This window comes from Streptomyces griseiscabiei (genome assembly GCF_020010925.1).
Lineage (GTDB): Bacteria > Actinomycetota > Actinomycetes > Streptomycetales > Streptomycetaceae > Streptomyces > Streptomyces griseiscabiei.
On sequence record NZ_JAGJBZ010000001.1, the window covers coordinates 3,768,366 to 3,783,026 of the forward strand.

Annotated in this window: 10 protein-coding genes; 4 read left to right on the forward strand and 6 right to left on the reverse strand. The window is 72.3% G+C overall.

The genetic code is table 11. The features are described from left to right. Positions 1-271 precede the first annotated feature (271 nt). Entirely contained in the window at positions 272-1,648 is a 1,377-nt protein-coding gene (locus J8M51_RS16460) for a cysteine desulfurase/sulfurtransferase TusA family protein (RefSeq protein WP_086754474.1), read from the forward strand. Positions 1,649-1,719: 71 nt separating this feature from the next. On the opposite strand, the gene J8M51_RS16465 is transcribed toward J8M51_RS16460, so the two are convergent. After that, complete coding sequence (locus J8M51_RS16465; protein ID WP_086754476.1) at positions 1,720-2,694, reverse strand: carbohydrate kinase family protein; 975 nt, start codon at positions 2,692-2,694, stop codon at positions 1,720-1,722. A 135-nt stretch (positions 2,695-2,829) separates the two neighbouring features. Between J8M51_RS16465 and J8M51_RS16470 the strand changes: the two genes are divergently transcribed. Both J8M51_RS16470 and J8M51_RS16475 read left to right on the forward strand, forming a co-directional pair. Continuing rightward, positions 2,830-3,039 (forward strand): hypothetical protein, encoded by a 210-nt coding sequence (locus J8M51_RS16470; protein WP_086754478.1) that lies wholly within the window; start codon positions 2,830-2,832, stop codon positions 3,037-3,039. Positions 3,040-3,123: 84 nt separating this feature from the next. Further along, positions 3,124-4,902: a hypothetical protein gene (locus J8M51_RS16475; protein WP_086754480.1), complete on the forward strand. Its 1,779-nt coding sequence runs from the start codon at positions 3,124-3,126 to the stop codon at positions 4,900-4,902. A 115-nt stretch (positions 4,903-5,017) separates the two neighbouring features. Here the strand turns inward: J8M51_RS16475 and J8M51_RS16480 are convergent, their stop codons facing one another. Next, positions 5,018-5,374: a HesB/IscA family protein gene (locus J8M51_RS16480; protein WP_086754482.1), complete on the reverse strand. Its 357-nt coding sequence runs from the start codon at positions 5,372-5,374 to the stop codon at positions 5,018-5,020. Between the two features lie 262 nt (positions 5,375-5,636). On the opposite strand from J8M51_RS16480, the gene nadA reads away from it, so the two are divergent. After that, a complete protein-coding gene (gene nadA, locus J8M51_RS16485) occupies positions 5,637-6,815 on the forward strand; it encodes a quinolinate synthase NadA (RefSeq protein ID WP_086754486.1) in 1,179 nt (392 codons plus the stop codon). Positions 6,816-6,836: 21 nt separating this feature from the next. Here nadA and J8M51_RS16490 read toward each other — a convergent pair whose 3' ends face one another. The 4 genes from J8M51_RS16490 to J8M51_RS16505 form a co-directional block, all read right to left on the reverse strand. Further along, the gene (locus tag J8M51_RS16490; protein WP_267299235.1) at positions 6,837-9,134 is read right to left on the reverse strand and encodes a serine/threonine-protein kinase; all 2,298 of its coding nucleotides are present in this window, start codon (positions 9,132-9,134) and stop codon (positions 6,837-6,839) included. Between the two features lie 159 nt (positions 9,135-9,293). Continuing rightward, positions 9,294-12,413, reverse strand: coding sequence for an efflux RND transporter permease subunit (locus J8M51_RS16495; protein WP_086759675.1), 3,120 nt, complete (start codon positions 12,411-12,413; stop codon positions 9,294-9,296). A 216-nt stretch (positions 12,414-12,629) separates the two neighbouring features. Further along, positions 12,630-13,319, reverse strand: a complete 690-nt coding sequence (locus J8M51_RS16500) for a response regulator (RefSeq protein ID WP_086759674.1) — start codon at positions 13,317-13,319, stop codon at positions 12,630-12,632. A gap of 22 nt (positions 13,320-13,341) precedes the next feature. Beyond that, the gene (locus J8M51_RS16505) at positions 13,342-14,592 is read right to left on the reverse strand and encodes a sensor histidine kinase (protein ID WP_267299236.1); all 1,251 of its coding nucleotides are present in this window, start codon (positions 14,590-14,592) and stop codon (positions 13,342-13,344) included. Positions 14,593-14,661: the final 69 nt, after the last annotated feature.

The following is a 14,661-nucleotide window of genomic DNA, read 5'->3' on the forward strand; positions in this document are numbered from 1 at the left end:
CCCGAGAGTCTCGCCCGCGCGGTATGGCTGCGGCCTTCTCGCTGGTCGGTCGCCGCCCTGCGTCGGGCAGGGGTTTGGATGTTTATGCGGACCAAACCCTACTGGACGCGATTTGGGGTCGCGCGGGGAGGGGGTCCCAACGCGCCGGGGGTCACGCCGGGCGCCTAATAGCTCGGGGGTTCGGGTGATTTGGCGGGTGCGGGATGTTTGTGGTTGCTCGCGCAGTTCCCCGCGCCCCTTTGTTGTCGGCCCGAGGCTTTAGCGTTGCCCTGTGGGCTACTTCGACTCTGCATCCTCCGCTCCCCTTCATCCCGTCGCGCGGCAGGCGTTGCTGGCGTCGCTGGACGAAGGGTGGGCCGATCCCGCGCGGTTGTACCGGGAGGGGCGGCGGGCGCGGCTGTTGCTGGACGCGGCGCGGGAGGCCGCCGCCGAGGCGGTCGGGTGCCGGGCGGACGAGCTGGTCTTCACCGCGTCGGGGACGCGGGCGGTGCACTCCGGGGTCGCCGGGGTGCTGGCCGGGCGGCGGCGGGTGGGGCGTCACCTGATCGTGTCGGCCGTCGAACACTCTTCGGTGCTGCACACGGCGGAGGCGCACGAGGCCGGCGGCGGGTCGGTCACCCAAGTGGCGGTGGACCGCGCGGGATCGGTGGCCGCGTCCGCGTACGCCGATGCCCTGCGCCCCGACACCGCGCTCGCCTGTCTGCAGTCCGCCAACCACGAGGTGGGGACCGAGCAGCCGGTGGCCGAGGTGGCGGAGGCGTGCCGGGCGGCCGGGGTGCCGCTGCTGGTGGACGCGGCGCAGTCGCTCGGGTGGGGGCGGGTGCGCGGCGAGTGGTCGGTGTTGACCGCGAGTGCCCATAAATGGGGTGGTCCGTCCGGGGTCGGACTGCTCGTCGTACGCAAGGGTGTGCGGTTCGCGGCGCAGGGGCCCGCCGACGAGCGGGAGTCGGGGCGGGCCTCCGGCTTCGAGAACATCCCGGCGATCGTGGCGGCCGCCGCCTCGCTGCGGGCCGTACGGGCGGACGCGGACGCGGAGGCGGTACGGCTGCGGGAGTTGACGCAGCGGATCCGGACGCGGGTGCCGTCGCTGGTGCCCGATGTGGAGGTGGTGGGCGACCCGGAGCGCCGGCTGCCGGGGATCGTCACCTTCTCCTGTCTCTATGTCGACGGGGAGACACTGCTGCACGAGCTGGACCGCGAGGGCTTCTCCGTCTCCTCCGGTTCCTCCTGTACGAGCAGCACGCTGACGCCCAGCCATGTGCTGCGGGCCATGGGGGTGCTGAGCGAGGGGAACGTGCGGGTGTCGCTGCCGATGGGCGCGGCCGAGGCCGACGTCGAACGGTTCCTCTCCGTGCTGCCGGGGACGGTCGCGGCGGTGCGGGAGAAGCTCGGGGCACCGGCCCCCGCGACCGTCGTGCGCGAGGACGCCCTGATCGTGGACGCCCTCGGCAAGCGCTGTCCGATCCCCGTCATCGAGCTGGCCAAGGTCATCGGTGACGTACCCGTCGGCGGCACGGTCCGCGTCCTCTCCGACGACGAGGCGGCCCGCCTGGACATCCCGGCGTGGTGCGAGATGCGGGGCCAGGAGTATGTGGGGGAAGAGCCGGCGGAGCGGGGTTCGGCGTATGTGGTGCGCCGGGTGAGCTGACGAGCACCCCGCGCCCCTGGCTTTTCAGGGGCGCGGGGAACTGCGCGACCAGTGTGGTCGCCCCGGTTCCGTCAGCCCAGATGCTTCTTCACTTCCGCCGCCGCCTCGTCGCCGTACGCCTTCTCGAACCGGTCCATGAAGTGCGCCCGGCGCAACGCGTACTCCTGCGTGCCCACCGTCTCGATGACCAGCGTGGCGAGCATGCAGCCGACCTGCGCCGCCCGCTCCAGCGAGACACCCCAGGCCAGGCCCGAGAGGAAGCCCGCGCGGAACGCGTCGCCGACGCCCGTGGGCTCGACCTTGCGCTCCTCCTCGGGGCAGCCGACCTCGATCGGGTCCTCGCCGGCCCGCTCGATCCGGACGCCCCGCGCGCCGAGGGTGGTGACCCGGTGGCCGACCCGGCCGAGGATCTCCTCGTCGGACCAGCCGGTCTTGGACTCGATGAGGCCCTTCTCGTACTCGTTGGAGAACAGGTACGTCGCGCCGTCCAGCAGTATCCGGATCTCGTCGCCGTCCATGCGGGCGATCTGCTGGGAGAAGTCCGCGGCGAACGGGATGTTCCGGGAGCGGCACTCCTCGGTGTGGCGGAGCATGCCCTCCGGGTCGTCCGCGCCGATGAGGACGAGGTCGAGGCCGCCGACGCGGTCGGCGACGGTCTTCAGCTCGATGAGCCGGGCCTCGCTCATCGCGCCGGTGTAGAAGGAGCCGATCTGGTTGTGGTCGGCGTCCGTGGTGCACACGAAACGGGCCGTGTGCAGCGTCTCGGAGATGCGGACGGAGGCGGTGTCCACCCCGTGCCGGTCGAGCCACGCGCGGTACTCGTGGAAGTCGGAGCCCGCCGCGCCGACCAGGATCGGGCGGGTGCCGAGCTGTCCCATGCCGAACGCGATGTTCGCGCCGACACCGCCCCGGCGTACGTCGAGCTGGTCCACGAGGAAGGAGAGGGAGACCGTGTGCAGCTGGTCCGCGACGAGTTGGTCGGCGAAGCGGCCCGGGAAGGTCATCAGATGGTCGGTGGCGATGGAGCCGGAGACTGCGATACGCACGGCGAGGACACGCTCCTGCGAAGGGAGAGGGGATTGACAGTTCACGCTACCGGGTCGTCCGCGTGCTCTGAAGCAGGCGAAACTACCCGATAGTAGGTCTTTCTTCGTGGGGTTTCCGGTGCGTACGGTGCCGTTATGACGAACCCCAAGATCCACGGCACCGTCCCGTTCGACCAGGACGGCGGCCTCGCGGCGCTGCGTGGCGACTGCGCGCGGATGGTTCCGCACTGGGCGGCCCCCGCGAAGGTCATTACGGCTCCGGTGTCTCCTTCGCTCATTCACGGGGTGACGGTGCCGGTGACGTCCGCGCGGCTGGTGGACGCGATGCCGGTGTACGGCGGCTGAGGGAACCGTCGGCTCCTCCGCCGCGTCCCATCGCCGTCCCCCGTATAGGGGAGGCGGTGTACGACCTGCCGAAGGAGCGATGCGGTGAACCCCGAGCGACCCGACACCCCCGAGAACCCGGACGAGGGCCCCGGGCCCGACGCCACCGAGGAGCTCAGGGCTGCCGAGGACGACGCCACCGGGGACGACGCCGACGGGACCGCCGCGGCCGGCGAGGCCGAGGCGGATGAGTCCGCGGAGGCCGAGGAGTCCGCAGCGACCGGTGAGCCGGACGAGGCCAAGGCCGGTGAGCGCGACGAGGTGGTGGCGGAGGCCGGTGCCGGCGCCGGTGCCGTCGACGAGGGTGCCGACGCCGGTGAGGTCGTGGCTGTCGGCGGGGCCGGGCGTCCGCGCCGGCGGCGCTCCCGGGTGGCCGTCGCCTCCGTGGCCGCCGCCGTGCTGCTGGTCGGGGGCGGTGGGGCACTGCTCGCCTCGACCTCGTCCGGCGGATCCGGCGGTGGAGGGGGATCGGCCGCGCCCGGTGGCGACGGCACTCCCCCGCCGCTCGCGCTGGACGGCTGGACCGACGGCGGTTCGAACGGCATCGCGCCCGGTGAGCCGGACCCCGGCGGGGTGACCTACCGCGCGGACGGCGAACTGCCCGACGGCCCCGGTTCCGCTCCCGTGTACCGCGTCGAGGGCCGGGTGACGGCCGCCGAGGTCACACGGCTCGCGAAGGCGCTCGGGGTGGAGGGCACCCCCACGGCCGAGGGCGACGCCTGGCAGGTGGGGGCGGCCGGGGACGGTTCGGGGCCGATGCTGCGGGTCACCAGGCAGGCGCCGGGGGCCTGGACGTTCAACCGCTACACGCCGGGCGGCGACAACTGCCAGAAGGTGGACGTCTGCGCCTCCGGCACGGCCGAGGGCGGCGACCCGGTGAGCGAGGCGGCGGCGAGGAAGGCCGCGGCGCCGGTGCTCAAGGCCGTCGGGCAGGACGACGCCAAGCTCGACGCCGGCCAGCTCATGGGCGCCGTCCGGGTGGTGAACGCGGACCCCGAGGTCGGCGGACTGCCCACGCACGGCTGGACCACCGGCGTCCAGATCGGCGCCGACGGCCAGGTGGTCGGCGGCAGCGGCAACCTGAAGTCGCCGGTGAAGGGCGACACGTATCCCGTCGTGGACGCGGAGCGGGCGCTGGAGCTGCTGAACAGCCCGGGTCAGGGCGTCGGCACCGGGCGCGGCGGCATCGGCGGCTGCACGGGCCCTGTACCGCTGGAGGGCGAGAACGGGATCGGCCCGGCCGGGGAGAGCGCGACGGCCGGGGCGGAGGAGACGCCGTGCGAGCGGATGACCGCGCTGCCGAAGCCGGAGCCGGTCACCGTCGAGAAGGCGGTGTTCGGGCTGGCCTCGCACCAGGTGGACGGCCGCCCGGCGCTGGTGCCGTCCTGGATGTTCGAGGTACGGCCGACGGGGGCCGGGGACACCTACACGGTGACGCGTCCGGCGGTCGACCCGGAGTATCTGGCCTCCCCCGAGCCCCGCTCGGAGCCGACCGGGAAGCCCCGCGTGCCGGGTGACACCCCGTCCACCGGTCCGGACTCGCGCGATGTGGAGGTGCAGGGCTACTCGGTCGACGGCGACGAGCTGACCGTGACCTTCTGGGGCGGGGTGTGCGGCGACTACAGCGCCTCGGTGAGCGAGGGGCCGGGCGAGGTGACGGTCACCGTGACCGACACCCCCTGGGAGGGCAAGGTCTGCATCATGATCGCCAAGGCGATGGAGCGGACGGTCCGGCTGGACGAGCCGCTGGGCGACCGGAAGGTGGTCGGGTCGGACGGCGAGGTGATCCCGAAGGGCGGGATCACGGAGCTGGAGCCGCGGTAGGCCGGGGCCTCCCGTTCCCGGGCATACGAAGGCGGCGTCCCCCTCGGAGGGGGACGCCGCCTTCGTCGTACCCGTGTGTCGCGCGAACGCGTACCGCCGACGCGCGGGCGGGACCCTAGTTGAAGGAGTCGCCGCAGGCGCAGGAGCCCGTCGCGTTCGGGTTGTCGATGGTGAAGCCCTGCTTCTCGATGGTGTCGACGAAGTCGATGGTGGCGCCGCCCAGGTACGGGGCGCTCATACGGTCGGTGACGACCTTCACACCGTCGAAGTCCTTCTCCACGTCGCCGTCGAGCGAGCGCTCGTCGAAGAAGAGCTGGTAGCGCAGGCCGGAGCAGCCGCCGGGCTGAACGGCGACGCGCAGCGCCAGGTCGTCACGGCCTTCCTGGTCGAGCAGGGCCCTGACCTTGGCCGCGGCGGCGTCGGTCACGATGATGCCGTCGGTGACGGTGCCGGTCTCGTCCGATACGGACATCTACATCTCTCCCGGGTTGTACGGAGACTGCTTGCCGACGATGGCAACCGCCGGAGTCCCGGATTCATTCCGGGCCGCGCGGAATTTCGTGCGCGTCTCTCTTCATGCTCGCACATGGCCGGTGGAACCCGGCCATGTGCGGGGGAACGCGTACCGGCCTCGGCAGCCGGGATTCACGTCACATCGACGCTATGGCCATCGTCAACATGACGTGAAGCGGTTATCATAGATAACGTCAATTCGACGAAAAGGATAGCCCGCCATGTCCCAGACCCAGGAGCTCGACGTACAGCCGACGCCCCTCGCCCTGCTGCTGCTCGGCCGTGAGGCCGACCCGAGGAGCGAGCGGGGTGTCGAGTGCCCGGGCGACCTCCCCTCCCCGTCCGACCCCGACCTGGTGGAGCGCGCCCGCGCGGCCAAGGAGAAGCTCGGGGACAAGGTCTTCGTGCTCGGCCACCACTACCAGCGCGACGAGGTCATCCAGTTCGCGGACGTCACCGGCGACTCCTTCAAGCTGGCCCGGGACGCGGCGGCGCGGCCCGAGGCGGAGTACATCGTGTTCTGCGGTGTGCACTTCATGGCCGAGTCCGCGGACATCCTCACCGGCGACGAGCAGAAGGTCGTCCTGCCCGACCTGGCCGCCGGCTGCTCGATGGCCGACATGGCGACGGCCGAGCAGGTCGCCGAGTGCTGGGACGTGCTGACCGAGGCCGGCATAGCCGAGCAGGTCGTGCCCGTCTCGTACATGAACTCCTCGGCCGACATCAAGGCCTTCACCGGCAAGCACGGCGGCACGATCTGCACCTCGTCGAACGCGAAGCGGGCCCTGGACTGGGCCTTCGAGCAGGGTGAGAAGGTGCTGTTCCTGCCGGACCAGCACCTCGGGCGCAACACCGCCGTACGGGACATGGGCATGTCGCTCGACGACTGCGTCCTCTACAACCCGCACAAGCCGAACGGCGGCCTGACCGTCGAGCAGCTGCGGGCCGCGAAGATGATCCTGTGGCGGGGCCACTGCTCGGTGCACGGCCGCTTCAGCCTGCAGTCCGTGAACGACGTACGCGAGCGGATCCCGGGCGTCAACGTGCTGGTCCACCCCGAGTGCAAGCACGAGGTCGTGGCGGCGGCGGACCACGTCGGCTCGACCGAGTACATCATCAAGGCGCTGGAGGCGGCGCCCGCCGGTTCCAAGTGGGCCATCGGCACCGAGCTGAACCTGGTGCGGCGGCTGGCGAACCGTTTCGCGCCCGAGGGCAAGGAGATCGTCTTCCTCGACCGCACGGTCTGCTTCTGCTCCACGATGAACCGCATCGACCTGCCCCACCTGGTGTGGACCCTGGAGTCCCTCGCCGAGGGCAACCTGGTCAACCGCATCGAGGTCGACAAGGAGACCGAGGCGTTCGCGAAGCTGGCGCTGGAGCGGATGCTCGCGCTGCCGTAGCCCGCGGCCCCCGTCCCGCGCTCACCCCGACACGGGCTCCCGGTCGGGGTGGGCGGGGTCGAGGGAGAACAGGGTACCGTCGGGGACGGCCACGAACAGCGCTCCCTCGTGGGGCAGCGTCCAGGGAGCGGCGCCCTGAAAGGGCCAGGTCGGCGTGGCACGGGGCAGCGTCTCCCACAGCAGGGTGCCCTTGACCCGGTCGAGGGCCGCGACCCGGCCGGTGGTGCTGGCCAGGTAGACGGTGCCCGACGCGGCGTCGTACCCGGGCGCGCCCGGCCGTTCCAGGCTGGTCCGGGTCCGCCACAGCAGTTCGCCCGTGTGCGGGGACACGGCGGTCACCTGGCCGCCGGAGCGGGTGAACACCAGCACGTCGCCCGCCAGGGCCGCCCGGCCGCGCCCGTACTCGCCCTTGCCGCCGGGCTTGGTCGTCACCCGGTTCCCGGTCTCCAGGTCCAGGAGCAGGATCGTCTCGTACGCCGGGTCGCTGCCGGGGGTGGCGTCGGTGTTCTCGGTGTGCTCGGTGTTCTCCACGACCAGGACCAGGTCTCCCTGCCGCACGCCGAGCAGGACGCTGTTCAGCGGCACCTTCACGGTCCTGGCCGAGCCGTCGGCGCGGTCCACGACCAGGACCCGGGACTCCGGGTTCGCCGCCTTGGCCTCCCGGGTCACCGGCCGGCAGTGCGCGTAGGTGCCCGCCCCGGCGGTGGTGAACGCGCAGGCGTGGCCGACCGGCATCGGCAGGGACCAGCGCTCGGCGCCCGTCCGCGGTGACCGGGCCGTGACCGTCACACCGTCGGGTTCGGGCACGAGGACGAGGTCGCCGGTGAGCGCCGGGTCGATCTCGTTGCTGTTCGTCCGCCGGGTCCACAGCCGCTCCCCGGTGTCCGCGTCGAGGGCGACGAGATCGACCGGGTCCACCACGGGTTCACCGCTGAAGACGGTCTGCCGCACGAGGACGGTGCCGTCCCGGACTCCGAGGACCGAGGCGTAGTACCGGTCCCGCGCGTGGCCGGCCGGTGCGAGGTCGGCCCGCCAGACGATTTTTCCGGTCCCGCTGTCGACGCGGACCGGGAGGACTCCGTCGCCCCCGCAGTAGACGGCGTTCCCGTGCGCCTGGCAGGAGGGCGCGCCGCCGGTGTTGCCGTCGTTCACCGCGAGCGGCTGCCGGGTGCCCGCCGGGCCCTTCGCGAACACCGTCGTCTGCCAGGGCCGCCAGCCGTCGGGCGGGGCCGTCCAGCGGGAGGTCGAGGTCGGCTTCGGTGCCGCCGTGTCGGTGGTGTCCGTGTCGCCCGGTCCCAGCAGATAGGCGGTCAGCCCGAGGACCAGGGCGCCCGCGGTGCCGGTGACGGCGAGCAGTTGCCGGACCCGGCGCCGGCGGGCGGGCCGCGGGGCCGGTCCGGGGTCCGTCGCGGGGGCCGGGCGGGGCTCCGCGGTGGACGCCGGGCGGGGCTCGGTCGCGACGTCCTCGGTGTCCGTGCGCGGTGCCGCCGCCGGGAGGTCGTCCGGCCCCGGTTCGGGCAGGACGGCCGCGAACTCCCGGGCCAGCTCGTCGAGTCCGGGCCGGTCGGCGGCGTCCTTGGCCAGACAGCGTTCCAGGATCGCGCGCAGCGGAGCGTCCACGCCGTCCAGCACGGGTTCGTCGTGGACCACCCGGTAGGCCGTCAGATAGGGGCTGTCCGCGTCGAAGGGGCCCCGTCCGGTGAGGGCGTACACCAGCAGGGTGCCGAGCGAGAAGACGTCCGAGGACGGGCCGGCGGTGCGGGCGTCGGTGAGCTGTTCCGGGGACATGAACGGCGGGGTGCCGATCATCTGTCCGGTCTCGGTCAGGCTGAGGTTCTCCGCCGCGCGGGAGATGCCGAAGTCGATGACGCGGGGGCCGTCGTCCGCGATCAGGACGTTGGCCGGCTTCAGGTCCCGGTGCACCACACCGGCCCGGTGGATCTCCCGCAGCGCCTCGACGAGCCCCAGCGCGAGGGGGCGCAGCGCACCGGCGCGGAGCGGGCCCCGGTCGCGGATCAGCTGGGCGAGGGAGCGGCCGGGCACGTACTGGGTCGCCATCCAGGGGCGTACGGCCTCCGGGTCGGCGTCCACGACCGGGGCGGTGAAGGCTCCGCTGACCTTGCGGACGGCCTCGATCTCCTGCCGGAACCGGGCGCGGAAGACGGGGTCCTGCGCGTACTGGGCGTGCACCACCTTCACGGCGACCTCGCGGCCGGAACGCGCTCTGGCCCGGTAGACGACGCCCATACCGCCGTTGCCGAGCCGGTCGACCACTTTGTACCCGCCGACCGATCTCGGGTCGTCGCTGTGCAGGGCCACGCCCGGGTCCTTCCCCCGCGAACCAGTTCGAGGCACAGGATACGTAATGACGGATCACGGGCGCCGGTGCACGGACGGCGGTACGCGCACGGCGCAACGCGAACGGCCGGGTCCCGAACGCCTCGCGTTCGGGACCCGGCCGCCGCCGGCCTCGGGAGGTCAGACCCCGGCGGGCTCCGGCTCCTGCGACTGCTCGGTGGGGGCGGGTGCCGCGCCGGCCCGCTTCAGGGCCTTCTTCTTCGCCCGGCGCTCCTTGCGGATCTCGATCATCGTGTAGAGGGTCGGGACCAGCAGCAGGGTCAGCAGCGTCGACGTGATCAGACCGCCGATGACGACCACGGCCAGCGGCTGGGCGATGAAGCCGCCCTCGCCGGTGATGCCGAGGGCCATGGGCAGCAGCGCGAAGATCGTCGCCAGTGCCGTCATCAGGATCGGGCGCAGCCGGTGGCGACCGCCCTCGATGACCGCCTCGACGGTGCCGTAGCCCTGGCGGCGGTACTGGTTGATCAGGTCGATCAGCACGATCGCGTTGGTCACCACGATGCCGATCAGCATCAGCATGCCGATCATCGCGGGGACACCCATCGGCGTACCGGTGAGGATCAGCAGGCCGATCGCGCCGGTGGCCGCGAACGGGATGGAGACCAGCAGGATCAGCGGCTGGACCAGGGACCGGAAGGTCGCGACCAGCAGCATGAAGACGATCGCGATCGCCGCGAGCATCGCGAGGCCGAGGGAGGCGAAGGCCTCGTCCTGGTCCTCGGAGACACCGCCGATGGACGCGGTGGCGCCCTCGGGCAGCTTGAGGGCGTCCAGCTTGGCGGTGAGGTCGGTGCTGACCGCGCCGGTGTTGTCGCCCTTGGGCTTCGCCGTGATCGTCGCGGCCCGCTGGCCGTCGATCCGGGTCATGGCGACCGGGCCGTCCACCAGCTCGACGTCCGCGATGTCATCCAGCTTCACCGCGCCCAGCGGCAGGTCCCGCAGCTCCTTCAGGGTCTCGGCGGGCTTCGCCGACCTGATGACGATGTCCCGCTCGGTGTCGTCGAGGATCGCCCGGCCGCTCGTCGTACCGCGTACGGCCTGGGAGACGGCCGCGCCGAGGGTCTGGTCGTCGAAGCCGGCCGCGGCGGCCTTGTCGGTGGCCTTCACCGAGATCCGGGGCACGCTCTGGGACAGGTCGCTGGTGACGTCGGTGACGTTGTCCATCGTGGAGACCGCGTCCCGGACCTGCTCCGCGGCCTTGCGCAGCACGGCGGCGTCGGCGGCCTTCACGACCACGCTGAGGTCCTGGCTGCCGAAGGCGTCGCCGACCGCGACGGTCGTCGTCCCGATGCCGGAGAGCCCGGCGAGGCCCTTCTCGACGGTGTCCTGGACACCGGCGGCGTCGGCCGAGTCGTCCAGCATGACGCTGTACGAGGCCTGGTTGGAGTCGGTGCCACCGCCGAACGCGGCCATGAAGCCGGAGGAGCCGATGGTGACCTGGTAGTCCTTGACGCCCTCGGTGCCGGCGAGCAGCTTCTCGACCTTCTTCGTCTGCTCGTCGGTCGCCGTGAGGCTGGTGCCGGGCTTCAACTCCTGCTTGAGGCTGAGGACTTCCTGGTCGCCCGGGTCGAAGAAGTTCGTCTTCAGCAGCGGGGCCATGCCGAACGTGCCGACCAGGACGACGGCCGCGATGGCCAGGCTGGTCAGCCGGCGGCGGGTGGCGAAGCGCAGGACGGGGACGTAGAAGCGCTGGAGACGGCTCTTCGCCTCCTTCTCCTCGGCCTTGCGGCGGGCTTCCTCGGCGTCCTCGGGCGTGCCCTTGGGGGCGCGCAGGAACCAGTACGACAGCACCGGGACCACGGTCAGGGAGACCACGAGGGAGGCGAGCAGGGCCGCCGTCACGGTGAGCGAGAAGCTGCCGAACAGCTCGCCGACCATGCCGCCGGTGAGGCCGATCGGGAGGAAGACGGCGACCGTCGTCAGGGTGGAGGAGGTGACCGCGCCGGCGACCTCGCGGACCGCCTTGAGGATGGCCTCCTCGCGCTCCTCGCCGTAGCCGAGGTGGCGCTTGATGTTCTCCAGCACCACGATCGAGTCGTCGACGACCCGGCCGATGGCGATGGTGAGCGCGCCGAGGGTCAGCATGTTGAGGGAGAGGTCGCGGGTCCACAGCACGATCAGCGCCAGGACCACCGACAGCGGGATGGAGACCGCGGTGACGAGGGTCGAGCGGATCGACGCCAGGAAGACCAGGATGACCAGGACCGCGAAGACCAGACCGAGGGCGCCCTCGGTGGTCAGGCCCTCGATGGACTTGGCGACCGCCGGGCCCTGGTCGCTGACCACGGTGACGGTGGCGCCGGAGCCCAGGTCGCGGCGCATGTCCGCCAGCTTGTCCTCGACGGCGTCGGAGATGGCGACCGCGCTGCCGTTCCGGTCCATGGTGACCATGACCGCGAGGCTCGGCTCGCCGTTCGTGCGGGTGATGGAGTCGGCCCTGGCCTGCTCCTCCTTGACGGCGGCGACATCGGCGAGGCGTACGGGCTTCCTGGCGCCCTCGCCGCGCACCCTCAGGTTCTCGATCTGCTCCAGCAAGGTGTAGCCGCCGCCGACCTGGACGGTGCGGTTGGCGCCGTCCTCGTCGAAGGAGCCCGCGGGGATGGTGACGCCGCCCGCCTGGAGGGCCTGGGAGAGGGCCATCGTGGTCAGGCCCGCCTTGGCGAGCTTCGCGTCGTCGGGGGTGACGGTGACCTGGACGTCCCGTACGCCGTCGACGGTGACCTGGCCGACGCCGTCGACGGCCTCGACGGTCGGCACCACGGTCCGGTCGATCCGGTCCGCGAGGGCCTGCTGGTCCTCGTCGGAGGAGACGGCGAGGACGACGGTCGGCATGTCGTCCGTGGAGCCCGCGATGACCTGCGGGTCGACGTCGTCCGGGAGCTGCGCCCGGACCCGGTTGACGGCCTGCTGGACGTCGGCGACGAGCTGGTCGGTGCCGGGTCCGTAGTCGAAGGACGCCATGATCAGGGCGTTGCCCTCACTGGCGGTCGAGGTGACGCCCGTGATGCCGTCGACGCCTTCGAGGCTGTCCTCGATGGGTTCGACGACCTGCTTCTCGACCACGTCCGGGGACGCGCCCTGGTAGGGCGCGAGCACGGACACCATGGGCAGTTCGATGGTGGGCAGCAGCTGCTGCTTGAGCTGGGGTATCGCGATCGCCCCGAAGACGAGCGCGATGATCGACATCAGACCGACGAGGGCCCGCTGTGCGAGGCTGAACCGAGACAGCCAGGACATGGGTCAGGGTCTCTCTTCCGTGGCGTGAGCGGAGGACGAACGCCCATGCCACATGCGGCTGCCACGGTCGGCGTGGATGCCTCATGTGTCGCCCGTGTGAAGCGGATGTGAGCGCTCACCTCATACCCTGGGCCATCGGGGACCCCTGTTCCCTCGCTCCCCAGGGCCATTTCCTTATCCCGCGCATACTCCGAGTGGAGTAGTCCCCGGCGGCTCTCAGTCCACCCTCGGTCGTACCAGGCCCGACTCGTACGCGACGACCACCAGCTGGGCCCGGTCGCGGGCACCGAGCTTGGCCATGGCCCGGTTGACGTGGGTCTTCACCGTCAGCGGGCTGACCTCCAGCCGCTCGGCGATCTCGTCGTTGGAGTGCCCGGCGGCGACCTGGACCAGCACCTCGCGCTCGCGGCCGGTCAGTGTGGCGAGCCGCTCCGAGCGGGCGGTGGCTCCGCCCTCGCCGTCGGCCGAGTCGTCCGGCTGGGCGAGGAAGCGGGCGATGAGGCCCTTGGTGGCGGTGGGCGACAGCAGCGCCTCGCCGCCGGCGGCCACCCGGATCGCGTTCAGCAGTTCGTCCGGCTCGGCGCCCTTGCCGAGGAAGCCGGAGGCGCCGGCGCGCAGCGACCGCACGACGTAGTCGTCGACCTCGAAGGTGGTGAGGATGACGACGCGGACCTGGGCCAGCGCCGGGTCTGCGCTGATCATGCGGGTGGCGGCCAGTCCGTCGGTGCCGGGCATCCGGATGTCCATCAGCACGACGTCCGCCCGCTCCTCCTTGGCGAGCCGCACGGCCTCCGCCCCGTCCGACGCCTCCCCCACGACCTCCATGTCGGGCTCCGAGTCGACGAGCACCCGGAAGGCGCTGCGCAACAGCGCCTGGTCGTCGGCGAGCAGGACACGGATCGTCATACGGGGTCCCCCGGGGCGCTGGTCACGGTCGTACGGCCCCTTCCGCGGGGGTCGTACGCGTCTTGAGCGGCAGGATCGCATGGACGCGGAAGCCGCCGCCGTAGCGGGGGCCGGTGGTCAGGGCGCCGCCGAGCGCGGCGACCCGCTCGCGCATGCCGAGGAGGCCGTGGCCGCCGCCCCCGGCCCCGTCGTCCGCGCCGTTGGCGCCGGCCGGGGGTGTCCGCCCGGTGCCGTTGTCGAGGACGGTGATCTCCACGTTCGGGCCGACGCGTACGACGCTGACCTCGGCCTTCGCCTCCTCGCCCGCGTGCTTGTGGACGTTGGTGAGGGCCTCCTGGATGACCCGGTACGCGGCGAGGTCGACGGCGGCCGGGAGGGCCCCGCCCTCGTCGGCGCGGACCACCTCGACGGCGAGGCCCGCGCTGTGGAAGGTGCCGACGAGTTCACCGAGCCGTACCAGGCCCGGGGCGGGTTCGGTGGGGGCCTCGGGGTCGCCGGACTGGCGGAGCAGACCGACCGTGGCGCGGAGTTCGCCCAGCGCGGAACGGCTGGCCTCGCGGACGTGGGCGAGGGCCTCCTTGGCCTGGTCGGGGCGCTTGTCCATGACGTGCGCGGCGACTCCGGCCTGGACGTTGACCAGGGCGATGTGGTGGGCGACGACGTCGTGCAGATCGCGGGCGATCCGCAGGCGCTCCTCGGCGACCCGGCGGCGGGCCTCCTCCTCACGGGTGCGCTCCGCGCGTTCGGCGCGCTCCCTGATGGCGTGCACGAAGGCGCGGCGGCTGCGCACCGCGTCGCCCGCGGTGGCCGCCATGCCGGTCCAGGCGAAGATGCCGATGTTCTCCTGGTCGTACCAGGGCAGGGGCCCGGCGAGCATCGCCGTACCGGTCAGCACGGTCATCGTGAGCAGGCCGACGCGCCAGGTGGTGGGGCGGTCGGTGGTGGAGGCGACCGTGTAGAGGGCGATCACGGCGGACATCGCGACGGGAGCGCGCGGGTCGCCGGTCACCAGTTCGGCGACGGTGAGCGCGGAGGTGGCGGCCAGGACGGCCATGGGGGCGCGGCGGCGGGCGACCAGGACGACGGCGGACGACACCATGAGGACGATGCTGAGGGCGGCGGGGGTGCGGGCGCCCCATTTGTCGCCGTGGTCGGCGTGGGGGTCCACGAAGGAGCCCGCGATCATGGCGGCGAGGACGCCCAGGGCGAGAGCGGCGTCCAGCGCGAGGGGGTGCGCGGTCAGCCAGGTCCTGGCCCGGTGGAGGGTGCTCACGGTCGTTCACCGTACGGGGCGGTTGTCGGGGGTGGAACCGGTGGTGGCGGGCCTGTGGGGGATGCCGCG

Bases quoted from the DNA above. Each gene is read 5' to 3' on its own strand.
- J8M51_RS16470 (WP_086754478.1), top strand. From the start codon at position 2,830: ATGACGAACCCCAAGATCCACGGCACCGTCCCGTTCGACCAGGACGGC.
- J8M51_RS16480 (WP_086754482.1), bottom strand. From the start codon at position 5,374: ATGTCCGTATCGGACGAGACCGGCACCGTCACCGACGGCATCATCGTG.
- J8M51_RS16500 (WP_086759674.1), bottom strand. From the start codon at position 13,319: ATGACGATCCGTGTCCTGCTCGCCGACGACCAGGCGCTGTTGCGCAGC.
- J8M51_RS16495 (WP_086759675.1), bottom strand. From the start codon at position 12,413: ATGTCCTGGCTGTCTCGGTTCAGCCTCGCACAGCGGGCCCTCGTCGGT.
- nadA (WP_086754486.1), top strand. From the start codon at position 5,637: ATGTCCCAGACCCAGGAGCTCGACGTACAGCCGACGCCCCTCGCCCTG.